This window comes from Stenotrophomonas sp. STEN018 (assembly GCF_056760235.1).
On sequence record NZ_JBRREK010000021.1, the window covers coordinates 57,170 to 79,962 of the forward strand.

The window sequence follows — 22,793 nt, forward strand, 5'->3', positions numbered from 1 at the left end:
CCTAGGCCTGCATTGCCTGCATCCAGCCCTTGCGTGCAACCGCTGAATGGAAGCTCCAGGCAACAAAGCGGCTCTGCTTGTTGCCCTGCGCCATCGCCACCTCACGCACCTCGGCAGCACCGACCTTAGCCAACTGCTTGTGGATATCGGCCAGGTGCTCGCTCTTGGCCACCAGCGAACTGAACCACAGCACCTGACTCTGGATATCCACGCTCTCGCGGATCATCCGGCGCAGGAACGACGCTTCACCACCGGTGCACCAGAGTTCGTTGGCCTGGCCGCCGAAGTTGAGCGCTGGCACCTTGCTGGTGCGTGCTTGCGCGCCACCAAGGTTGCGCAGCTTGCGCTGGCTGCCCTGTGCCGCCTCCTTGGCCGAGGCATGGAACGGCGGGTTGCACAGGGTCAGATGGAAACGCTCATCGGCCTGCAGCAGGCCAGCGAACAGGTTGCCGCGCGCATGCTGCTGGCGCAGCTCGATGATCTGGCCCAGCCCATTGGCCTGCACATTGGCATCGGCAGCCTGCAGTGCATCCGCATCGATATCACTGCCGAGGAAGCGCCAGCCGTATTCGGCCTGGCCCAGCAACGGATAGATGCAATTGGCGCCAACACCGATATCCAGCGCGCGCACTGTGGGGCCACGCGGTATCACGCCGTTGCTGTCTGCAGCCAGCAGATCAGCCAAGCCGTGCACATAGTCCACGCGCCCCGGCACCGGCGGGCACAGGTAACCATCCGGAATATCCCAATGCTGGATGCCGTAGTCGCTGGCGAGCAGCGCGCGGTTGAGTTCGCGCACAGCCGCCGGGTTGCTGAAATCGATGCTGTCAGTGCCGGCCGGGGTGCGGATCAGGTGCGCACGCAAGGCAGGATTCGCCGCGACCAGCCGCACCAGATCATAGCGGCCCTGGTGGCGGTTACGGGGATGCAGCAGCGGCTGTTCCGGTGTAACAGCGGGCTTGGTGCGCGGACGTTGAGGCGAAGAAGTCATGTGCTTATTGGATGCCAAGAGCAACAAACCGGAGGCTTTGGTTGTTTGTGGGAGCGGCGTAAGCCGCGAAGCACGTACATCAACAGATGGCACACGCTGCCTGCGCTTCAACAACCTCAGCTTCGCGGCTGACGCCGCTCCCACAAGGTGGGATGCGGGCAGCGCCAGCTGCAACAGCCTTCTACAGCTCCAAACCCTGCACGTTCTGCAGCAGCTGCGCGCCATGTTCACCCACGCGCAGCGCGAGCGCCGCGGCAATCGCCGCATGCGCATCACGCAACACTTCGGCCTCGTTCTGGCTGGCGTCGATGACCTGCTTGTTGGGCAGTTCCAGCTGCTGGAAGATCAACCGGCAGCGCTCGAGGTTCTGCGCGGTCTCGAAGTGGTTGGGCTTGTCGCCACGGGCGCGGATGCGCTCCAGGCCCTGCTCCGGCTGCAAATCCAGCAATAGCAGCAAATTCGGGCGCGGCGCGAAATCGTTGGCCTGCAGCATCTCGTCCAACGGCAGGCCGGCGGCGCCCTGGTAGGCCACCATCGACGGGAAGTAGCGGTCGAGGATGACGACCTCGCCACGGGCCAGGGCCGGGACGATGACCTCTTCCACGTGCTGGCGGCGGTCGTGCAGCAGGTATTCGACCTCCTGCTCCGGGCTCAGCCGGCCGGTGGCGGCGGTAGCGCGCAGGCGCGTGCCCCAGGGGCCATTGGTCGGTTCCTTGCCCAGTACCACCTGTGCCCCTGCTGCGCGCAGGTGCTGGGCCAAGGTGTGAGCAAGCGTGGTCTTGCCAGCGCCATCAATGCCTTCGATGGCAATGAGCAGGCCGCCGGGAATCTGTTGGTTATCCATGGGCGCTACTTTAATCGGAACCGGCCGATATCGCGCGGCTTGACGGCGCTCCGGCCCGGCCAACCGCCACGCTGGGAACAGCCCACACTCAGCGCGCGGGTGCGGTGCAGCCATTGATCGCACAGTATTCGGCGGCCCGCTGTTGCTCCTGCTCGGTCAGCTCCGGCGGCGGCCGGGCGATGGCCGATTGGATCTGGTCAGGGCCGCCGGTGATCTTGTTCAGCCCCTGCGCGGCCTTCGTAATGCCGTAAACGATGCCCATCATCACGTAACCGCCGCTCATGCCGACCTGCTCGGGCGTCGGCGGCTCGCTCCAGTTCTTGCTGAAACGGTTGGGCGCGGCCTGGACCGGGTTCTTGAAGCGGTACAGGTCCAGCGGCTCGTCATCTTCGGGCTTGATTGCGCGTACTTCGCCCAGGGTGGTGACGTTGCCCGCCTCGACAGGCGACTGGGCGACCTGACCCGTCGGACTGGCCGCCTCAAGCGGACCCGACGCCCCCGCAGCCGGTGGTGCAGGCACTTGCTGTGCCTGCCCGGTGAGGCATACCAAGCTCCCCAGCAGTACCAGCATCGACCTATATCGCCGCATTCTTACCCGTCCTATCATGAACGTCCCGAGCCATTGGATTTTACCGACGCCACCTTCAAATTTCGTGGTGGGCGGCTGGGCACACATGATGTCTATTCACATTTATCGACACAGTGGCTGATTACAGTCCCTGACAGCAGTACAAAAACGGATTTCGCCGATCAGTTCATGGGAGGAACGATGGCCAGGATGGCAGGCGCGTATGCGCTGTTCAGCAGTGCTGCAACCGTGCAGAGGTTGCATTCATGAGCTTCTATATTGTTGTGAAGCTGATTCTGCTTGGCTTTGCCTTGGTCAGCTATCTGATCTACCAGTCAAGGCGCTCGAACAACCACGATGCCTTGCAGGTGTTGCGCAGGGCGCCGATCACGCGCCCACTTACCGAGCAGGAAGTGGCGGCACTGGAGCCGCTGAAGGTAGCGGAAAAGCTGCTGTTCCAGCCGGAGGTTCGCAGCCTGAGAGGGCCTTACCGCCAGCATGGGGTGAGCATCAACAGCGGCACTACCATGCACGACACCATCAGTGATGTGACCGTGTTGCTGCCCTACGACGCGGCGGCATTTCTGGACACCGACAACGATGCCGAAGTGGTCATCTCCGGCAACATCGCCATCGTCGTCACATTAAATGGCTTCGACGTGGTCTCGGGCCGGCAGCGCGCCGCAGCTGGCGTTACTGCCACCACGCCAGCAACGAACGCCGCACCTGCGTCCGAGCTGGCCGACAGCGTCGATGAGACCAACCCGGCCACTGTCGCAGTTGCCCCTGCTCAGCAAGAGGTGGAATGGGTGCTTGAACGCACCGAAACCCCAGTCGAGGCGCAGTTGCTCCTGCAGCGGCGGTGGAAGAAGTCGATGGCTCTGGTCTGGCTTGCGGCGGTGATTCTGCTGTGGCTTGGCGCGTGCCGGCTGGGGCTTATTGCGCAGACGATGTTCATCATCGGCGGGCTGGCATGTGTGGTTGCCGGCATCGTGTTGATGCTGCACCGCCCCCGCGCAGATCCTCGTCCAAGGCGCAGGATTGATCGCGCTCGTGGTCCATTGTTGATGTTCACCCAGCGCGCTGCCAACAACGCCTCCGTGGTCAACACCCATGCGCTGCTCGGCGACAGCCTGAAACTGCAACTGCCCGATCATTGGCGCAACAGCGGCCGCATCACCTCCGGTGAGCCGGTTGAGATCGAAGTCGACCGCGGCGATGGGCGGGTGCTTGGGATGGGTAACGGCTGGTCGTTGGAAGACGAACAGAAACGCTTTCCCGAAGCCCGCTGGCGCACGCCGCTGTTGTTGACTTTGGTCGGTCTGTTTGGGCTGATGCTGGCGCTGGCGGGCAATGACGGACTGGTCTCAGAGCTGAAAACCAGCATCGCCGCAATCATGCCCGGCACGGTACGCCAGGATACAAGCGCACAATCGTTGCTGAAGAATCCGCCATCCAGTGGCGACACGCTGCGAACCTCAGGCCGCGGTTTTTGTGCGCCGTCTCTGCAACGCGACGGCTCCGGCGAGTTGATCGCCTCCGCCGACTGCGAGCAGATGTACTGGGGCAGCAGCCCCTTGCAGATCGGCCCGCCCTCAATCGATCCGACTATGGAGTCGTTATATTCAGGCGGCTACCTGCAGACGCAAGTCTCCACCTCGCGGGCGATGCTCGCTGCCATGCTGGCAGGGTCCAGTGGCTATTCTCTTGGCGCACAGCCCTCCGTACTCGAAGTAAGCGGACTGCATACGCTGGTCGATCTGGTGGAAGCCGCATGCCCCACCGCGTCTTTTGAGTGCGATGACTTGAAGATGTCCTTGGCCCGCACTTTGCAGCTTGAGGTCAACGACGAGGACGGTGCTCGATCACTAGATGACTGGCCCGCACTTGCAGTGGAGCTGCGCAAACTTGCAGATCTTCCGCCTGGTATCAATTTCATTGAACTCACCACAGGAGACGTTCGCGGCATTCGCGACCTCACCCGCGGCTTCGCCTCGGAGAATGTCGCCAAAGCCCTGGCACAGCAGAGCGCGCAGATTCCTAACCAGGAGCGCAACGGCGTGGTGTTGGTATTGGACCAGAGCTTTCTGGACCTTTCCTCGGATGGTGCCCACGCCAGCAGTGACTACGACGCAACGGATGACGATGGTTCAAACGGACTGGTTGCGCAATGGGCACGCACCCAGCAGCTACTCGGTAGCGAATCACCGTTCGAGGTGAACGCCCGCGTCATCGGTGTGACAAAGGACAATGGAAGCCTGCGTCTGGAATTGTCGGCATTGGACGACGTCCCCGGCAAAACGCCTTCGGCCATCGGCGGCACCCTGCTCCTGCTGCTCAGCCTGGCCTTGCTTGGCAGCCAGTTGCCTCGGCTGATCATCGGCATCCGTAATGCGAAGCGCCGGCGCGAGGCGTTGGCCGAGGACCTGCGCAAGCGTCCGCCGCCGGGCCAGCCGCTGCTGTTCTGAAGCCCTACCGGCCCGGCCATAGCGCCGTCTCAGCAGATGAGACGGCGCTATGCTTCCATGATGTTCTTTGATCGGCAGTTGCGTGCATGGCGTTTTCCCTCGCTCCCCGCACCGAAGCCAGCGAACGGGCGCTGGCAACCACCGATGGGCTGCCCTCGCGGGACGGCTCGCTGCTCGGCCAGCGCCTGGCCCGGCGCTACAAGGACCGGGTCACTGGCAGCTTCACCATCCCCGGCCGCGAAGGCAGCTATGCGCCGATTCCCGATGACGTGCCGGATGCGCTGAAAGCCGCATTGAAGGCGCGCGGCATCGAGCAGCTGTACTCACATCAGGCCGAGGCCTGGGATGCCACCCAGCGCGGTGAGCATGTCGCCATCGTCACCCCCACCGCCTCCGGCAAGTCGCTGTGCTACACCCTGCCGGTGGTAAGTGCGGCGATGCAGGGCAATGCCAAGGCGCTGTATCTGTTCCCGACCAAGGCATTGGCACAGGACCAGGTGGCCGAGCTGCTGGAGCTCAACCGCGCCGGCGATCTTGGGGTCAAGGCGTTCACCTTCGATGGCGACACGCCCGGCGATGCGCGGCAGGCGATTCGCCTGCATGGCGACATCGTGGTCAGCAACCCGGACATGCTGCATCAGGCGATCCTGCCGCATCACACCAAGTGGGCGCAGTTCTTCGAGAATCTGCGCTATGTGGTGATCGACGAGATCCACACCTACCGCGGTGTGTTCGGCAGCCATGTCACCAATGTGATCCGCCGGCTCAAGCGCATCTGCGCGTTCTATGGCGTGCAACCGCAGTTCATCCTGTGCTCGGCCACCATCGGCAACCCGCATGCGCACGCCGAGGCGCTGGTGGAAGAGAAGGTGCATGCGATCACCGAATCCGGCGCACCGACCGGGCCCAAGCACGTGCTGCTGTGGAACCCGCCGGTGATCAATCCGGATCTGGGCTTGCGCGCATCGGCACGTTCGCAGGCCAACCGCATCGCCCGCATCGCGATCAAGAGCGGCTTGAAGACGCTGGTATTCGCACAGACGCGCTTGATGGTCGAAGTGCTGACCAAGTACCTGAAGGACATCTTCGACAACGACCCGCGCAAGCCGGCACGTATCCGCGCCTATCGCGGCGGTTATCTGCCGACCGAGCGCCGCGAGGTGGAACGGGCGATGCGTGCCGGCAATATCGACGGCATCGTCAGTACCTCGGCGCTGGAGCTTGGCGTGGATATCGGCGCGCTCGACGTGGTCATCCTCAATGGCTACCCCGGCAGCGTTGCGGCGACGTGGCAGCGCTTCGGCCGTGCCGGTCGCCGCCAACAGGCGGCATTGGGTGTGATGGTGGCCAGCAGCCAGCCACTGGATCAGTACGTGGTGCGGCATCCGGATTTCTTCGCCAATGCCACCCCCGAGCACGCACGCATCTCGCCTGACCAGCCGCTGATCCTGTTCGACCACATCCGCTGCGCCGCGTTCGAGCTGCCCTTCCTGGCCGGCGAACCGTTCGGGCCGATCGATCCGCTGGTGTTCCTGCAGGCACTGGCCGAGACCGAAGTGGTGCATCAGGAAGGTGACCGCTGGGAGTGGATCGCCGACAGCTACCCCGCCAACGCAGTTAGCCTGCGCGCGGTAGCCGACGGCAACTTCGTGGTGGTGGACCGCAGCGACGGCAAGCAGCAGATCATCGCCGAGGTGGATTACTCCGCCGCTGCGCTGACCCTGTACGAAGGCGCCATCCACATGGTGCAGAGCACGCCGTATCAAGTTGAGCGGCTGGACTGGGACGGCCGCAAGGCCTATGTCACCCGCACGCATGTGGATTACTACACCGACAGCATCGACTACACCAAGCTGAAGGTGCTGGATCGCTTTGACGGGGATGGTGCGGGCCGCGGTGATTCGCATCATGGCGAAGTGCATGTGGTGCGCCGCGTCGCCGGCTACAAGAAGATCCGCTACTACACGCACGAGAACATCGGCTACGGGCCGGTCAACCTGCCCGACCAGGAGCTGCACACCACTTCGGTGTGGTGGCAGCTGCCGCAGGCCACGCTGCTGCGCAGCTTCGCGCAGAAACAGGATGCGCTGGATGGTTTCCTCGGCGCCGCTTATGCACTGCACATCGTCGCCACCGTCGCGGTGATGGCTGATGCGCGTGATCTGCAGAAGGCCGTTGGCAATGGCGACGGCGCCTGGTTTGCGGTTGCCGACCAGACCGGCCGTGGCCAGCTGCGTGGCAATGAAGCCGGCGAAGCCACGGTGGAGCTGATGCAGAGTTTCGTGCCCACGGTGTACCTGTACGACAACTTCCCCGGTGGCGTGGGCCTGAGCGAACCGCTGTGGCAGCGTCAGGGCGAGCTTGTGCAGCGCGCCTTGGAACTGGTGGAGCGTTGCGACTGCAATGCCGGCTGCCCGGCCTGTGTTGGTCCGGTATTGGCTGCACAGGAAGAAGAGAAAGGACCAACACCACGTTCATTGGCATTGACCGTGTTGTCGCTGCTCTCGGCCGAGCGTTGCGATCAAGTGCCAACCATCGTCGTGGACGAGGCACTCGATCTGCTGCCATGAGCATCAGCCTGGACAAACTGAAAGCCCTGCGCAAACAGGCGGGGCTGGCGACGGCGCCGCCTGCGGTGCCCGCCGGTCCCATGCCTGTTGTGGGGGCGGGGGGGGGGGGGGGCCCGCCCCGCGCGCGGCGCGGGGGGCAAGAGGGGGGGGGGGGCGGGGGCGGCGGGGCGGGGGGCGGCGCCCGCCCCCCCCCCCCCCCCCGCTCCCACAAGAACAGGGGCAGCAGTCTTCCGTGTTCGGTTGGGTCGATCAGATCCAGCACAAGCCCGCTGTTGCGCAGGATGGGGCTGCGTTGCGACGTTTGCTGGCTACACGCAATCGCGCCATCGCACCGGCGCAGCCAGTCGAACGTGGCCCGGTTGATCGCGATCTGCCCGGCACCGAAATCGCACCCGGCCTGCATCTGATCGAAGCCTTCATCCCGCAGGCGATACCAACGCAGCCACTATCACTGGCTTTCAGCAAGCGCCCAGAAGAAACCGTCGCCCCGCAGGACCTGTTGTTCTTCGACACCGAAACCACCGGCCTGGCCGGCGGCACCGGCACCCGTGCCTTCATGATCGGCGCCGCCGACTGGCATCACGACGCAGCGCGCGGCGAAGGCCTGCGCGTGCGCCAGCTGCTGATGTCGACGATGGGCGCGGAGAGCACGATGCTGGAATTGTTCGCCAGCTGGTTGTCACCGAGCACAGTGCTGTCCAGCTACAACGGCCGCTGTTACGACGCACCGCTGTTGAAAACGCGCTACCGCTTGGCGCGGCGTGGCGATCCGATTTCGGCGCTGGATCATGTGGACCTGCTGTTCCCCACCCGCCGCCGCTATCGCGGCACCTGGGAGAACTGTCGCTTGGCGACCATCGAGCGACAGTTGCTGCTGATCGCGCGCGAGGATGACTTGCCGGGTTCGGAAGCGCCTGCGGCGTGGTTGAGTTATCTACGCGGTGGCAGCGCGCGCAACCTGCGTCGTGTTGGCGAGCATAACCATCAGGACGTGGTGACTTTGGCGCTGCTGTTCATGCGCTTGGTGCAGGCGGAAGCGGATGAGCGGGCCGAATTGGCTTTGGAAGCTGCGCGCTGAGTTTCAGTAGCTCGTCAGACTCTGCTTGAAGAGCTTCCCCCTCCCCAACCCTCCCCTTGGCTGCGCCAAAGGGAGGGAGCAGAGCTTGGCCCCCTCCCTTTCGCCGTAGGCGAAGGGGAGGGCTGGGGAGGGGTGCTTTTGCTGTAGCTCTAAAGCCCAGCCCAGCAAACCCTCCCAGAACATCACCCACCAAGCGGCCGCGCAACCCCACTGCTGATCGCCTCACGGATCAGCTGCTCCGCATCACGATTGGCCTTGGCACTGACCGCCGCCTGCTGCCGGCCCAACTCAGCCTGCTGCTTGCCCAATTCCCTCTGCTGTGCAGCCAGGCTTTCCATCTCCGCACGCATCGCCGGGTTCTCCATTTCCTCGCGGGCCTGGTCAAGCTTGCGCCGTGCCTCTTCAGATGCGCGGCGTTGTGCAGCGGTACGTTCACCCGAACTCAGTGCCAGCTCCGCCTGCTCACTCGCCAGTTCACCCATCCGTGCGCCGATCTCGCCCATGCGCTCACCGATCTGCCCCTGACGGTCACCCAGCGCCCCCTGACGATCACCCAGACGGCCCTGCGCATCACCCAGACGCACGCTTTCGGCATACAGCTGCTCAAAGCGCGACAAGGTGGCCGCATCACGCACCACATAGCGTTTGCCATCACGGCGTACCAGCAGCACGCCCTTGCCGTCGTCCAGCTTCTTGGCTTCGCGCAGATCAGCGACGGTGCCATTCATGACATTGTGGTTGCCCCTGATCAGCACATAACCATCGGCGTTCTGGTTGTTGGAGAGGTGGATCACGCCTTGCGTACGCAATGGTGCTGCGGGCGCTGGCGGAGCCGCCGGCGGTGCGGGTGGCACCACCAGCGCCGGTGGTGCCGGCGGCGCTGGCGGCGCGGCTGCTACAGCAGTACCGGCAATTACCGTGCGTGTCACCGAACGTGCAACCGGTGCGGTCGGTGCAATCGGCGCGACGGGTGCAACCAAAGGTGCCGGTGGTGCCAGTGGTGCTGGGGGCACAGGCGGTACCGGCATCGCCACCAGACGCAGCGGTGCCACGCCGACCAGCGCGACGGCAGCAATGATCAAGGCCGCACCGACGCGCGGGAAGGAAGACGTGTCCTGCAACATGAGCAATCTCCGCTTGAGGCTTAGGAAGGTCGGCGACGCGCTGGCCAAACCAGCGCCGGGCCGGGGAGCAACGCCCAACTGCAACAGCAGGCGTCCATAGTGTTGGCGGCAGTGCCGGTCACCGGCGACCACCGCGGCATCCACCGCTGCTTCGCGGGCTATCGCATATTCGCGAACGGCCAGATGCACCACCGGGTGGAAGAAAAACAGGTGCTGGGCGAGTGCAGGCACCAGACCCAGCCACAGGTCATGGCGTTGCAGATGCACCAGTTCATGGGTCAAGGCCATGTCGAGCTGGTCATCGCCCATACGCTGCAGTCCACGCGCTGGCAGCAGCAAGACCGGACGCCATGGACCAATCAACTGCGGCGAATCGATCGCATTGCTGAGCATCAGTCGTGGTGCGCGGCGCAGGCCGTGTGCTTCAGCGGCCAGCGCGAGCGCCGCGTTGAGCTTGTGATCGTGGCAGGGCTGCGCGACGCGAAGCAGGGCGCGACTGCCGCGATACGCCAGCGCGGTGCGCATGGCCATCACCAGTACACCGGCGGCCCACATCGCCATCAGCATCAGGCTCCACGACCAGCTGCTGTCCGCAGGCAAAGGCTGCATCACGATGAGCGGTGCGGCTGTCACAGGTGCCGTTGTCACCGGTGCAGCGCTCGCTGCTGCCTGCACCACCATCGGCGCAGCATCGACGGCAGGCAGCAGCGGCAACTCCAGCGGCGATACCCAGAACAGGCCAACCACCGCCTGCAAGGCCACCAGCCACCACAGCGCGCATTGGGTGCTGGCCGGCAGGCGTCGCACGTAACGGCATAGCAACCACACCAGCCCCGCCAGCAGCGCGGTCTGCACGCTGGTCGCCAACAAGCGGCTGCCCAACAACTCAAGCGTCATCGACATGGCTCAATCCTCCCGGCGCTGCGACTGCAGCTTGCTGACCAGCGCTTCCAGTTCGGCCAGTTCGTTGTCGCTGACCTCGGCCTTCTCCGACATCCACGCCACGAACGGCGAGATCGAACCCTGCAGGGTTTTCTCGACGAAGCTGCCGACCGCGCCGTTGACCACTTCCTGCTGTTCGGCAGTGGAGCTGTACCGATACACGCCCTCGTCCTGCTCGCGCTGAAGATAGCCCTTGCTACGCAGGCGCTCCATCATCGTCAGCACGGTGGAACGGGCCAGCCCGCGGGCCTCACCAAAGCGCGCGGCTACCTCGCCGACGCTGGTGGGTTCGTTCTCTCCGATGTACTGCAGCAGGGCCAGTTCCTGGTCCCCGATGGTCTTGCGGCGCATGGCCGTCTCCGTGACTACATTTGTCGCCACGGTAGGCCTGCCTACATTTGTAGTCAATAGCCCGGATGGCACCCTGACCGCCGCTAGGCTGAATGATTCAGCTGACCGCGCTATCGATCTGCCAGCGTGCGAACTCGCTTTCGAACTCGGCCAGGCTGAGCAGGCCGAGACAAGCATGGGCGCCGACTGGCAATCCCTCGCCACGGGCAAAGCGGCGCGCCAGCAGCACGGCGGCGAGGGTGGGGATCTCCGGGCCGTGCAGCATTGGCGCGGTCAGATCCCAATGCACGGTGTGCTGCAGACCGCCGCGTTGGCCACGCAGGGTGATGCGCATGCCGCCAAGATCGCTACCGAAGCGGTCGAACCAGCGCCCGGCACGGGCAAACACGCCGGCCAGCGTTTCCATCGGCAATGGCAGGCCATGCCGACGCAGCCAGGCCAGCGTCGCCAGGCAACGCGACAGGAACTTCAACTCCAGCGCCGCGCGGAAACGCACCGTCGCTACGCCCGGATAGCGCTGCACCAACAACGTGTGGTCGGGCACATCGCACGGCGAGGCCAGTCGCGGACCGATGCGGGCGAAGCGCACCGGCTGCGGATCGGCCCAGCCGATCAGCGTCTGCCAGCGGCCATCCACCCAGCACTCGAACGGCCTGCCGCAATACGACAACACCGCGCGCACCGTCGCCATGCCCAACGGTGTGGCCTGAGCCGGTGCGATCACCATGTCGATGCTGTGCAGTTGATCGAACTGCGGTGCGAGTGCATCCACCACGGCGCTGGACAGCGCCGGCAAGGTGCTCGCGCCGCTGATTGCGCTGCGCTGGGTCCGCTCGGCCAAGGCCTGCAGCTGCTGTGGGAAGTCGGCGACAAAGTCGCGGCCGTCGGCCAGATCTATGTAGTGCATGCCGGCACGCAGGCAGGCCTGCGCAACGTCGTAGCCCTGCCCTTGGAAAGGGCCTGCGGTGTGGATGACCAGTGCGGCGCCGGTATTACGAAGCTCTGCGTCGAAATCAGGCGCAGCGGTATCCAGCCTGCACAGTTCGATGGTCGCCAGGTCCACGCCCGGCAGATTGGCTGCAGCCTGCGCTGGATTGCGGCCGGCAGCGATCACCTTGATACCCGGCGTGATGGCCAGTGCACGCACGATGCGCGCGCCGAAATGTCCGTAACCGCCCAACACCAGAACACGACAGCTTTCCTGCTGCGACATCGGATCATCCTGCGTTGATTGCTGGGTGGATTATCAGCGAGAGAAGCGCTGCTTTGGCCCCTCCCCTTTGGCGCAGCCAAGGGGGAGGCTGGGAGGGGGTGGCTTCGGCTGTTGCTTGTCCTCGTTGTATGGCTTTCCTGCGAACAGCACCCCTCCCCTGCACTTCGTGCAAGGGAGGGAGCAGACGCGCTGCAGGCGGGGCTCTTCATCCCGCTCTTACACCTGCGGCAGCACCCTGCATGCACGCCCCGCTTTGGAGTCCGCCATGTATCGGATGCTGGTCATCGCCAGTTTCAGCGCCATCGCCGCCACTGCCTGTAGTACCGCCCAGGTCAGTCAGGTTCAACCCATCGATGGCGTCATTTCCGGCCAATGCCATACCGACATGGTGCGCGGCGCGGTCGGCCTGGCAGCAGCTTCAGGAACGGTGGAGCGTGCGCGGGTGGACAGCGACAGCCTGCAGGTGAACGTGGTGCGCGGTAGCGCCACCACCGCTGCCGGCGCTACCCCAGCCAGCAGTGGTGGTGAACGCCTGACCATCGAGGTGGGCCGTTACAACAACATCACCGCCCTGCGTTGTAGTTGAGGCTGCAGGTAGCGCGGCGCGCTATGCAGCCCACACACCCGCTGAGCAGCACAGCAGCGGAATGGCGTGTGGCAATCCCGCCAATGCGGAGCTGGCGCTTTACCATTTCCAGAGGACAAAGCTCCGCAATAGCATCGCGCAATGTGGTGCGACGCAGCGTCAACACTTCCTCACTTGGCGATATGCTTGGGTCGTCCCTCAATAGCTTGGAGTTCCGATGCAATTCCCGTCGACGCCGCGCGCCCTGCGCCGCCCCGCCGCCCTGATTGCCACCGCTGCACTGCTGCTGGCCGTGAGCGCCTGCACAAAGCCGGCCCCGGAAGAACAGGATGAGGCACTGAACCAATCCCAGCAGGCCGCGCAAGCTGCCGCCGCGCCCGCTGAGGCCACCCCGCCGCCGGGCGCCTGCGATGCCAGCCAGGTGCAGGGTCTGGTCGGCCAGACCTATACCGAGGCCATGCAGGCCCAGGCCAAGGAAGATGCTGGTGCCAGCGATGTCCGCGTGCTCAAGCCCAACCAACCGGTCACGATGGAGTTCATCGGTGAGCGCCTGAACATCGAACTGGATGAAAAGGGCACAGTCAGCGGCGTGCGCTGCGGCTGAATTGGCATCGCCAAAGCCTTGCTGGGCAAGGCTTTGGTTGCGCTCGCAACGATGTATTGCGGCGTTGCAGCAACTGTGATTTAGTCGAGCCATCCGGTGACCTCAAGGTGCGCTCCAGGTAGAGCACGTTGCGTACATTGGATGGGCGCGAGGGCGCTTGGGTCGGGCGTATACGCCGCAACGGCGTACGTCGGGTCTTACCCCAACGGCACGACGCGATCCATCTGATGTGCATGACGTGCTCAGCGAGCGGGCAGGAGTGTCGCCGCTCACCTGAATCGCATCGAGGCACAGATGGCAGTCCGCACCCCGCAAGGGCTTTACGACCCGCAAGACGAACGCGACGCCTGTGGTTTCGGCATGGTCGCCCAGCTCGACGACCAGCCATCGCGCCTGTTGGTGGATACCGCCATCGCCGCCCTGTCACGCATGACCCACCGCGGTGGTGTCGCAGCCGACGGCCTCACCGGCGACGGCTGTGGCCTGCTGCTGCGCAAGCCCACGGTGTTCCTGCGCCAGCTGGCCGAAGAAGCCGGCATCGCGCTCGGCCCCAACTTCGCCGCTGGCGTGGTGTTCCTGCCGCACGATGCTGACGCTGCGCAGCGATGTCGCGCCGAACTGGATGCACAGCTGCGCAAGGCCGGCTGCCATCCGCGCGGCTGGCGTGAAGTGCCCACCGATGACAGCGTCTGTGGCCAGTTGGCGCGCGACACGCTGCCGAAGATCGAACAGGTGTTCGTCGATGCCGACATCGACCAGAGTGCCGAACAATTCGCGCTGGCGCTGTTCATGGCGCGCCGTCGCAGCGAACAGACCCTGCGCGATGTGGCCGACTACTACGTCACCACGCTCAGTGCCGAGTCCATCAGCTACAAGGGCATGGTGCTGCCAGACAAGCTGAGCACCTTCTTCCCGGACCTGCAGCGCCACGAACTGGCATCGAGCGTGGTGGTGTTCCACCAGCGCTTCTCCACCAACACCATGCCGCGCTGGCCGCTGGCCCATCCATTCCGCATGCTCGCCCACAACGGCGAGATCAACACCATCGAAGGCAACCGCCACTGGGCGCAGGCGCGCAGCAAGGTGTGGAAGACGCCGAAGTTCGACATCGCCGAGCTCGACCCGGTGATCTCGATGCATGGCTCCGATTCGCAAAGCATGGACAACATGCTGGAGCTGATGGTGACCGGCGGCATGGAGTTGATCCAGGCGCTGCGCATCCTGGTGCCGCCGGCAACCCAGTCGCTGGAATTCAAGGACGCCGATCTGGCCGCGTTCTACGAGTTCTATGGTTTGAACAGCGAGCCGTGGGACGGCCCGGCCGGCATCGTCGCCTGCGACGGCCGCTATGCCGCCTGCACGCTGGACCGCAACGGCCTGCGCCCGGCGCGCTGGATGCTGACCTCCGATCGCCACTTCCTGGTCGCTTCCGAAGCTGGCGTGTGGGAAGTGCCAACCGAACGCGTGGTGCGCAAGGGCAAGCTCGGCCCGGGCCAGATGATGGCCATCGACCTCAAGCGTGGCGACCTGCTCGATTCCGAAGCCATCGACCGCATCAACCGTGCGCGTGCGCCCTACAAGCAGTGGCTGCACCAGGGCGTGACCTATCTGCAGACCGAGCTGATCGATCCCTCCCTGGCCGAGGAACCGTTCGACGAGGCGACGCTGCGCAGTTACCACAAGCTGTTCCAGCTCACCACCGAAGAACTCGAACAGGTGCTGCGGCCACTGGCCGAAACCGGCCAGGAAGCCACCGGCTCGATGGGCGATGACACGCCGATCGCCGTACTCAGCCGCCATACCCGGCCGCTGTACGACTACTTCCGCCAGGCCTTCGCCCAGGTCACCAATCCGCCGATCGATCCGCTGCGCGAAGAGTGCGCGATGTCGCTGACCACCCAGCTCGGCAAGGAGACCAACATCTTCCATGCCGGTGCGGAGACGGTGAACCACGTCATCCTCAACTCGCCGGTGCTGAGCCAGCGCAAGCTGCGGCAGCTGCTGAAGATGGACCAGTACGTCGAGCGCAACCGCCTGATCGACCTGTCCTACAGCGTCGAGGAAGGCTTGAAAGCCGGCATCGAACGCATCTGCGCCGAATGCGAACAGGCTGCACGCGATGGCGTGGTGATGCTGTTGCTGTCCGACCGTTACCCGGTCGCCGACCGCCCGATGGTGCATGCGTTGCTGGCTACCAGCGCCGTGCACCACCATCTGTCCAAGGTTGGCCTGCGCTGCGATGTCAATCTGATCCTGGAAACCGGCACCGCGCGCGATGCGCACCATATGGCTTGTTTGCTGGGCTTTGGTGCGACCGCGGTGTATCCGTATCTGGCTTACCAGACGCTGTTCGATCTGGGCCGGCGCGGCATCCTGCTGCTGAAGAAGGGCGGTGAGGTTTCACAGATCGGCCGCAGCTATCGCAAGGGCATCTACAAGGGGCTGAGCAAGATCATCTCGAAGATGGGCATCTGTACCGTCGCCAGCTATCGCGGCGCGCAGTTGTTCGAAATCGTCGGCCTCGATCCGGACGTAGTTGAACTGTGCTTCCCGGATACCGCCGCACGCATCGGCGGCGTTGGCCTGGCGCGCCTGGATACCGAAGCCCGCGAACTCACCGTGCGTGCCTGGAACGACCTGGCCGAACCGGAAGTCGGCGGCCTGCTCAAGTACGTGCATGGCGGCGAATACCACATGTACAACCCGGACGTGGTGATGACGCTGCAGCGTGCCTCGCGTACCGGCGACGCTGCGGATTGGCGCAAGTACATGGACGCGGTGCATTCGCGCCCGACCTCGGCGCTGCGCGATCTGCTGCAGCTCAAGCCGGCAGCAACGCCGGTGCCGCTGGACCAAGTGGAACCGGCCGAGGCGCTGTTCAAGCGCTTCGATACCGCTGCGATTTCACTGGGCGCGTTGTCGCCGGAAGCACATGAAGCGCTGGCGATTGCGATGAACCGCCTCGGCGGCCGTTCCAACTCCGGCGAAGGCGGCGAAGATCCCGCGCGCTACGGCACCGAGAAGCGTTCCAAGATCAAGCAGGTTGCCTCCGGCCGCTTCGGTGTCACCGCCGAATACCTGGTCAACGCCGAAGTGCTGCAGATCAAGGTCGCACAGGGCGCCAAGCCCGGCGAAGGTGGCCAGCTGCCTGGCCACAAGGTCAACGAACTGATCGCGCGCCTGCGTTACGCCAAGCCCGGCATCGGCCTGATCTCGCCGCCGCCACACCACGACATCTATTCGATCGAAGATCTGGCGCAGCTGATCTACGACTTGAAGCAGGTCAATCCGGATGCGCTGGTGTCGGTGAAGCTGGTTTCGCATGCGGGCGTCGGCACCATTGCCGCGGGCGTAGTGAAAGCAGGTGCCGATCTGATCACCGTGTCCGGCCATGACGGCGGCACCGGTGCCTCACCGATCAGCTCGATCCGTTATGCCGGCGTGCCGTGGGAACTGGGCGTGGCCGAATCGCATCAGGCACTGGTCGGCAACGACCTGCGCAGCCGCACCATCCTGCAGACCGATGGCGGCCTGAAGACCGGCCTGGACGTGGTCAAGGCCGCGCTGCTTGGCGCCGACAGCTTCGGCTTCGGCACCGGCCCGATGATCGTGCTGGGCTGCAAGTATCTGCGCATCTGCCATCTCAACAACTGCGCCACCGGCGTGGCCACCCAGGATGAGCGCCTGCGTAGCGGCTACTTCACCGGCATGCCAGAGCGCGTGGAGAACTTCTTCCGCCTGCTCGCCGAAGAGGTGCGCCAGTGGCTGTCGTACCTGGGCGTGCGTTCGCTGGATGAAATCGTCGGCCGCACCGATCTGCTGGAGCAGCTAGAAGTATCACCGCGCGAAGGCGTCAAGGTTGATCTGTCGCGCCTGCTCGCACCTGCACACTACGAAGGTGAGCATTGCGCCGCACAGCGTCTGTACCAGTCGCCCGACAGCCTCGCTACGCAAATGGATGTCCTGCTCGCCGACGCCATCGCCAACAAGCAGGGCGGCGAGCACCGCTTCCTGATCCACAACACCGACCGCTCCGTAGGCACACGCCTGTCCGGCACCATCGCCCGCGCGCACGGCAACCATGGCATGAGCGAAGCGCCGTTGAACCTGCGCTTCCGCGGCACTGCCGGGCAGAGCTTCGGCGCGTTCAACGTTGGCGGTTTGAATCTGGAAGTGGAAGGCGAAGCCAACGACTACGTCGGCAAGGGCATGGCCGGCGGCCGCCTGGTGGTACGTCCACCGCGCGGCGCCCGCTTCGAGGCACGCAACACCGCCATCATCGGCAACACCTGCCTGTACGGCGCTACCGGCGGCGAGCTGTTTGCCGCAGGACGCGCGGGCGAGCGCTTCGGCGTGCGCAATTCCGGCGCGCTAGCCGTGATTGAAGGTGCAGGCGACCATTGCTGCGAATACATGACCGATGGCGTGGTCGCGGTGCTCGGCAAGGTCGGCCTGAACTTCGGTGCCGGCTTCACGGGTGGCTTGGCCTATGTGCTCGACGTCGACCGCGATTTCGTCGACCGCTACAACCACGAGCTGATCGACATCCACCGCATCTCGACCGAAGGCTTCGAGAACCATCGCCAGCATCTGCACACCTTGATCAGCCGTCACCGCGAGTTGACCGGCAGCATCTGGGCGCAGCAGATCCTCGACGAGTTCCGCGATTACGTCGGCAAGTTCTGGTTGGTCAAACCCAAGGCCGCCAGCATCGAGTCGCTGGCCGAATCGCTGCGTCGCGCCGCTTGACGGCTTGAGCCCCTCTCCCGCCAGCGGGAGAGGGGTTGGGGTGAGGGCAGCTTCGAAGCCCCTCATCCGCCCCTTCGGGGCACCTTCTCCCGCTTGCGGGAGAAGGGCTCCTCCCCAGACATCACGAGTCCGCCATGAGCCGCAAGCAAGCCTTCCAGTTCCTCGATCTGCCCCGCACCATGCCGCAGCGCATTCCGGTGGAATTGCGCACGTCCGGCGATTGGGGCGAGCTCTACGGCAAATTCGACAAGGGCGATGCGCAGTACCAGGCCGGGCGCTGCCTGGATTGCGGTAACCCGTATTGCAGCTGGAAATGTCCGGTACACAACGCCATCCCGCAATGGCTGCAATTGGTGCAGGAAGACCGCATCCACGAAGCGGCGACGCTCTGCCATTCAACCAACCCGTTGCCGGAAGTCTGCGGCCGTGTCTGCCCGCAGGATCGCCTGTGCGAAGGCAGCTGCACGCTGGAAGAGTTCGGCGCGGTCACCATCGGCGCAGTCGAGAAGTACATCGTCGATACCGCGCTGGCCACCGGTTGGAAGCCTGATCTGCATGCAGTTGAGAGCACCGACAAGCGCGTGGCAGTCGTTGGTGCAGGCCCCGCAGGTTTGGCCTGCGCTGATCGACTGGCGCGTGCCGGCGTACAAGCCGTGGTGTTCGATCGCTACGAACAGATTGGTGGCCTGCTGCAGTTCGGCATTCCCAGCTTCAAGCTGGACAAGAGCGTGATCGACCGTCGCCGCGAGATCCTCGAAGGCATGGGTGTGCAGTTCCGCTTGGGCGTTGAGATCGGCCGCGACATCAGCATCGAACAGCTGCAGATCGATTACGACGCGGTGTTCCTCGGCACCGGCGCCTACCGTTACACCGACGGCGGCCTGATCGGTCAGGACCTGAAGAACGTGCTGCCGGCGCTGCCGTTCCTGGTGCAGAACAGTCGCATTGTCAGCGGCAACGATCCGCAGGGCCGGCCGATCGCTGGCTGGGAGGACCAGATCGCGTTGCCAGACCTCAACGGCAAGCGCGTGGTGGTACTCGGCGGCGGCGACACTGGCATGGACTGCGTACGCAGCGCGATTCGTCTGGGCGCGGCCAAGGTGACCTGCGCGTATCGTCGTGATGAAGCCAATATGCCGGGCTCGGCACGCGAAGTTGCCAACGCCCGCGAGGAAGGTGTGCGTTTCCTGTTCAACCGCCAACCGCTGGCAATTGAAGCCGGTGCTGACGATGAAGTGATTGGCGTGACCGTGGTCGAAACCGAGTTGAGTGCGCCGGATGCAAATGGTCGTCGCAATGCAGTGGCAATTGAAGGCAGCGAGTCGCTGCTGGAAGCGGATGTGGTGATTATTGCTTTTGGCTTCTCGCCAACCTTGCCGGATTGGCTCTCGTCGCAAGGCGTGGAAGCCAGCAGCAACGGCCGCATCATTGCTGGTGGTGCTACGCGCCTGCCGTTCCAGACACACAACGCAAAGCTGTTTGCTGGCGGTGACGCGGTGCGCGGCGCGGACCTGGTGGTGACGGCTGTTGCTGAAGGTCGTGATGCTGCTGAGAGCATTGTTGCACTGTTGAAGCGGTCATAACGGGACCGCGCCAAGAGCGCCCTCACCCCTACCCCTCTCCCGTTGAAACGGGAGAGGGGCTATTTCGGCATTGTTTGTATGAACACCGATGGGTTCGCGGCCTCGGCTGGCTGCTTCGGCTCCCTACCTCGGCTCTCGCCTCGACGGTTGGCTCTGGCTGTTGGCTCTGGCTGTTAGCTTTGGCTGTTAGCTTTGGCTGTTAGCTTTGGCTGTTGGCTCTGGCTCTGGCTCTGGCTCTGGCTCTGGCTCTGGCTGTTGGCTTTGGCTTTGGCTTTGGCTTTGGCTTTGGCTGTTGGCTTTGGCTTTGGCTTTGGCTTTGGCTTTGGCTGTTGGCTGTTGGCTTTGGACCATCCGCGCACCCGGTAGCGCAGCATTCCCTTCTCCCGCATGCGGGAGAAGGTGCCCGAAGGGCGGATGAGGGAAGCTTTGGCTTTTAGCTTTGGCTTCAACACCAACAACAAGCCGACACCCAGCTACCCTACACTCAGAAACTCCGCACAAAGAGAAGCAGCAATGCGCATCGGTCTGGCCGCAAACCGTCTCCATCACGAAAGCGCCGACGCCGCGTTGTTCCGTTGGCTACGCGCCAGCGAGAGCGGCATCCGCGAACTTGGCGTCGAGTTGCACGCCGTTGGCCGCACCTACGACGCCATTGCCAGTACCCATCCGCTGCAGAACTACCCCGCACTTCAGCGCTACCCCAACGGCCGCGAAGGCGGCTTGATGAAGCTGGTAGCCGAGGTGGTCGGCATGGGCACCCCGGAGCGCACCCTAGATGGCGCGATCTACTTCATCGACCCGGTCGATCCTTCATCGGTGTTCCCCGAGGCCATCGCGCTCAAGCGCCAGTGCGTCATCCACGGCAAGCCTTTCATCTCCACGGTAGCCACCGCGCGCGACTGGATTGAAATGGAGCGCATCCACGCCGGCTTCGCTCCCGATCCGGACGCCGATGATCTGCACGCCTTCAGCAAACAGACCCTGGCGCTGATCGCCCACGATGCGCGCAAGCCGCAGATGCTGGCCTTTGCCTCGGAGCACTTCGACCTGTTGTCGCAGTTCGAGCAACGCATCGGTACCGGCACCACCGGTCAGCGCCTGAACGAGATGGCCTGGAGCCGCGGCTGGCCACGCGATCAGGAATGGATCCACCGTTTCCAGAGCGGTCCGCTCGGTGGCGATGCGCAGATTGCAGATCGTGTGCTTGAGCACCGCTGCCAACGCGCGATCTTCTTTGAAGACCCGCATGTAGCGCGCCAGCATGAAGCGGATATCCAGCTGTTGGAGCGTGCAGTGACCACAGTCACTGATGAGGCGGTGTGCATCACCGCACCGAATATTGCTGCCCGTTGGGCAACTGCCGCGCAGATACGCCAGAAAGCCTGACTGTAGTGCCGAACCATGTTCGGCAGGGGCATTCCTCGTAGTTCCAGCAGTATCCAACGCTTTGGCTTTGGCTTTGGCTTTGGCCTTGGCTTTGGCTTTGGCTTTGGCTGTGGCCTTGGCCTTGGCCTTGGCCTTGGCCTTGGCTTTGGCTTTGGCTTTGGCTTTGGCTGTAGCCGTCGTGTAATGACCCACTGAAAACCTGCTCAGGTGTTAGTTTTCCCAAAGGAGACACCGATGAGCGAAATGATGGAAGAAGAGATCAAGCGCTGGACCGCCCGGCGCAAGTCAGCGCTGGTCCTTGAGATCATCCAGGGCAAGACGACGGTAGCTGCTGCAAGCCGTCAGTTCGACCTGACCCCAGCCGAGATCGAAAGCTGGGTCGAGGACGGCAAGCGCGGCATGGAGAACGCACTGAGAGCCAAGCCTGAGGATGTGCGCGAGCAGTACGAACGCCAGCTCAAAGACCTGCAGGAAGCCTACGGCGAGGCGATGCTGGAGATCCGCGCGAGAAAAAAGCTAGCCTCCCTGCTGGGAAAGGACGAGAGCTGATGCGCTCGGTCCAGCAGGGCCTGAAGGACGATGGTTTCGCGGTGCCGATGACCAAGCTGTGCCGCTGGTTTGAGGTGGCCCGCCGTACGACGTACTACAAGCCCTCCCGAGCGCCGGCCAAGGTGAAGCCGGAGCTGGCCGAGCCAATCAAGGAGATGATCGAGGCAGAACCGTCGTTCGGGTATCGCACGGTCGCTGCGCTGCTTGGTATGAACAAGAACACGGTGCAGCGGATCTTCCAACTGAAAGGCTGGCAGGTCCGCAAGCGGGCACTGGGACAACGCCCACGCATCGAGGCGAAAGTCTCCCGCGCCGAACTTCCGGATCAGCGCTGGGCCACGGACCTGTGCCGTGTATGGGGCGGCAAGGACGGTTGGCTCAGCCTGGCGCTGGTGATCGATTGCCACACCCGGCAACTGTTGGGCTGGCATCTGTCGCGAACCGGCCGGGCCAGCACCGCCTCCGCTGCCCTGGAGCAGGCGCTGATCACGCGCTACGGCGCACTGGGGCGAGTGCGGGAGCCCTTCCTGCTTCGCTCCGACAATGGCTTGGTCTTCACCAGTCGCGACTACACCCGACTGGTACGCAGCTACGGCTTGAAGCAGGAGTTCATCACCCCGCACTGCCCACAGCAGAATGGGATGGTCGAACGCGTGATACGGACCTTGAAGGAGCAATGCGTACATCGGCATCGCTTTGAGAGCCAAACACATGCATTGCGGGTGATCGCTGACTGGATCGCCTTCTACAACCAACAGCGGCCACATCAGGCGCTGAAGATGATGACCCCAGACGCGGCCTATGCCGCTACATTAACTGCATGACCTGAGCAGGAATCGGTGGGTCATTACAGTCGCTCTGGCTGTTGCCTTAGCCCTTCTCCCGCCTGCGGGAGAAGGGTTGGGATGAGGGCAGCTTTTGGCTTCGTTTAAGCCTTTCCACGTCGTTGTTTCTACGAGCTTCGCGGCTTATGGCCCTAGGCCACCCAGCGCCGCTCCCACAAAAAAAGAAGCGCGCCGCTGTTTCGCGCAAAGAAAAACCCCGCTGCTTTTGGCAGCGGGGTTTTTGGTTTAAATCCTGACGATGACCTACTCTCGCACAGCTTAGGCTGCACTACCATCGGCGCGGCTACGTTTCACTTCCGAGTTCGGGATGGGATCGGGTGGTTCCATAGCGCTAATTTCATC

16 protein-coding genes, 1 rRNA gene and 1 pseudogene are annotated in these 22,793 nt (G+C 63.9%); 10 read left to right on the forward strand and 8 right to left on the reverse strand.

Annotated elements, in window-relative coordinates:
• Position 1: 1 nt before the first annotated feature.
• From rlmF to ACVOMB_RS10105, 3 genes are all read right to left on the reverse strand, one after another.
• Positions 2–991: a 23S rRNA (adenine(1618)-N(6))-methyltransferase RlmF gene (gene rlmF, locus ACVOMB_RS10095; protein WP_481531039.1), complete on the reverse strand. Its 990-nt coding sequence runs from the start codon at positions 989–991 to the stop codon at positions 2–4.
• Between the two features lie 181 nt (positions 992–1,172).
• On the reverse strand, positions 1,173–1,835 hold the full coding sequence (gene tmk / locus ACVOMB_RS10100; protein ID WP_481531040.1) for a dTMP kinase: 663 nt from the start codon (positions 1,833–1,835) through the stop codon (positions 1,173–1,175).
• An 88-nt stretch (positions 1,836–1,923) separates the two neighbouring features.
• Positions 1,924–2,424, reverse strand: a complete 501-nt coding sequence (locus ACVOMB_RS10105; protein WP_481531041.1) for a hypothetical protein — start codon at positions 2,422–2,424, stop codon at positions 1,924–1,926.
• A gap of 245 nt (positions 2,425–2,669) precedes the next feature.
• Between ACVOMB_RS10105 and ACVOMB_RS10110 the strand changes: the two genes are divergently transcribed.
• The 3 genes and pseudogenes from ACVOMB_RS10110 to ACVOMB_RS10120 all read left to right on the forward strand — a co-directional run.
• Complete coding sequence (locus ACVOMB_RS10110) at positions 2,670–4,871, forward strand: IgaA/UmoB family intracellular growth attenuator (RefSeq protein WP_481531042.1); 2,202 nt, start codon at positions 2,670–2,672, stop codon at positions 4,869–4,871.
• 86 nt (positions 4,872–4,957) lie between these two features.
• Positions 4,958–7,441: a DEAD/DEAH box helicase gene (locus ACVOMB_RS10115; protein WP_481531043.1), complete on the forward strand. Its 2,484-nt coding sequence runs from the start codon at positions 4,958–4,960 to the stop codon at positions 7,439–7,441.
• A gap of 28 nt (positions 7,442–7,469) precedes the next feature.
• Positions 7,470–8,519 (forward strand): annotated as a pseudogene (locus tag ACVOMB_RS10120) (ribonuclease H-like domain-containing protein); the annotation flags it as partial.
• A gap of 182 nt (positions 8,520–8,701) precedes the next feature.
• On the opposite strand, the gene ACVOMB_RS10125 reads toward ACVOMB_RS10120, so the two are convergent.
• The 3 genes from ACVOMB_RS10125 to ACVOMB_RS10135 all read right to left on the reverse strand — a co-directional run bounded on the left by ACVOMB_RS10125 (position 8,702) and on the right by ACVOMB_RS10135 (position 12,149).
• Positions 8,702–10,546 (reverse strand): M56 family metallopeptidase, encoded by a 1,845-nt coding sequence (locus ACVOMB_RS10125; protein WP_481531044.1) that lies wholly within the window; start codon positions 10,544–10,546, stop codon positions 8,702–8,704.
• A gap of 3 nt (positions 10,547–10,549) precedes the next feature.
• The gene (locus ACVOMB_RS10130; RefSeq protein ID WP_481531045.1) at positions 10,550–10,936 is read right to left on the reverse strand and encodes a BlaI/MecI/CopY family transcriptional regulator; all 387 of its coding nucleotides are present in this window, start codon (positions 10,934–10,936) and stop codon (positions 10,550–10,552) included.
• A gap of 97 nt (positions 10,937–11,033) precedes the next feature.
• Positions 11,034–12,149 (reverse strand): saccharopine dehydrogenase family protein, encoded by a 1,116-nt coding sequence (locus tag ACVOMB_RS10135; RefSeq protein WP_481531046.1) that lies wholly within the window; start codon positions 12,147–12,149, stop codon positions 11,034–11,036.
• Positions 12,150–12,414: 265 nt separating this feature from the next.
• Here ACVOMB_RS10135 and ACVOMB_RS10140 point away from each other — a divergent pair, with 265 nt between their 5' ends.
• The 4 genes from ACVOMB_RS10140 to ACVOMB_RS10155 all read left to right on the forward strand — a co-directional run bounded on the left by ACVOMB_RS10140 (position 12,415) and on the right by ACVOMB_RS10155 (position 19,671).
• Positions 12,415–12,735, forward strand: coding sequence for a hypothetical protein (locus ACVOMB_RS10140; RefSeq protein WP_481531047.1), 321 nt, complete (start codon positions 12,415–12,417; stop codon positions 12,733–12,735).
• A 217-nt stretch (positions 12,736–12,952) separates the two neighbouring features.
• A complete protein-coding gene (locus ACVOMB_RS10145) occupies positions 12,953–13,339 on the forward strand; it encodes an I78 family peptidase inhibitor (protein WP_481531048.1) in 387 nt (128 codons plus the stop codon).
• A gap of 294 nt (positions 13,340–13,633) precedes the next feature.
• Positions 13,634–18,088 carry a glutamate synthase large subunit gene (gltB, locus tag ACVOMB_RS10150; protein WP_481531049.1) on the forward strand — a complete coding sequence of 1,485 codons (4,455 nt, stop codon included), beginning with the start codon at positions 13,634–13,636 and terminating at the stop codon, positions 18,086–18,088.
• Positions 18,089–18,222: 134 nt separating this feature from the next.
• Positions 18,223–19,671, forward strand: coding sequence for an FAD-dependent oxidoreductase (locus tag ACVOMB_RS10155; RefSeq protein ID WP_481531050.1), 1,449 nt, complete (start codon positions 18,223–18,225; stop codon positions 19,669–19,671).
• Positions 19,672–19,844: 173 nt separating this feature from the next.
• Here ACVOMB_RS10155 and ACVOMB_RS10160 read toward each other — a convergent pair whose 3' ends face one another.
• Entirely contained in the window at positions 19,845–20,129 is a 285-nt protein-coding gene (locus ACVOMB_RS10160) for a hypothetical protein (protein WP_481531051.1), read from the reverse strand.
• A 55-nt stretch (positions 20,130–20,184) separates the two neighbouring features.
• On the opposite strand from ACVOMB_RS10160, the gene ACVOMB_RS10165 reads away from it, so the two are divergent.
• The 3 genes from ACVOMB_RS10165 to ACVOMB_RS10175 all read left to right on the forward strand — a co-directional run bounded on the left by ACVOMB_RS10165 (position 20,185) and on the right by ACVOMB_RS10175 (position 22,430).
• A complete protein-coding gene (locus ACVOMB_RS10165; RefSeq protein ID WP_481531052.1) occupies positions 20,185–21,057 on the forward strand; it encodes a methylglyoxal synthase in 873 nt (290 codons plus the stop codon).
• A gap of 234 nt (positions 21,058–21,291) precedes the next feature.
• Complete coding sequence (locus ACVOMB_RS10170) at positions 21,292–21,606, forward strand: DUF1153 domain-containing protein (RefSeq protein ID WP_017158377.1); 315 nt, start codon at positions 21,292–21,294, stop codon at positions 21,604–21,606.
• On the forward strand, positions 21,606–22,430 hold the full coding sequence (locus ACVOMB_RS10175) for an IS3 family transposase (protein WP_481531053.1): 825 nt from the start codon (positions 21,606–21,608) through the stop codon (positions 22,428–22,430). The genes ACVOMB_RS10170 and ACVOMB_RS10175 overlap by 1 nt, the downstream gene beginning before the upstream one ends.
• Before the next feature lie 251 nt (positions 22,431–22,681).
• On the opposite strand, the gene rrf is transcribed toward ACVOMB_RS10175, so the two are convergent.
• Positions 22,682–22,793: ribosomal RNA gene (gene rrf / locus ACVOMB_RS10180) — 5S ribosomal RNA — on the reverse strand; the annotation flags it as partial.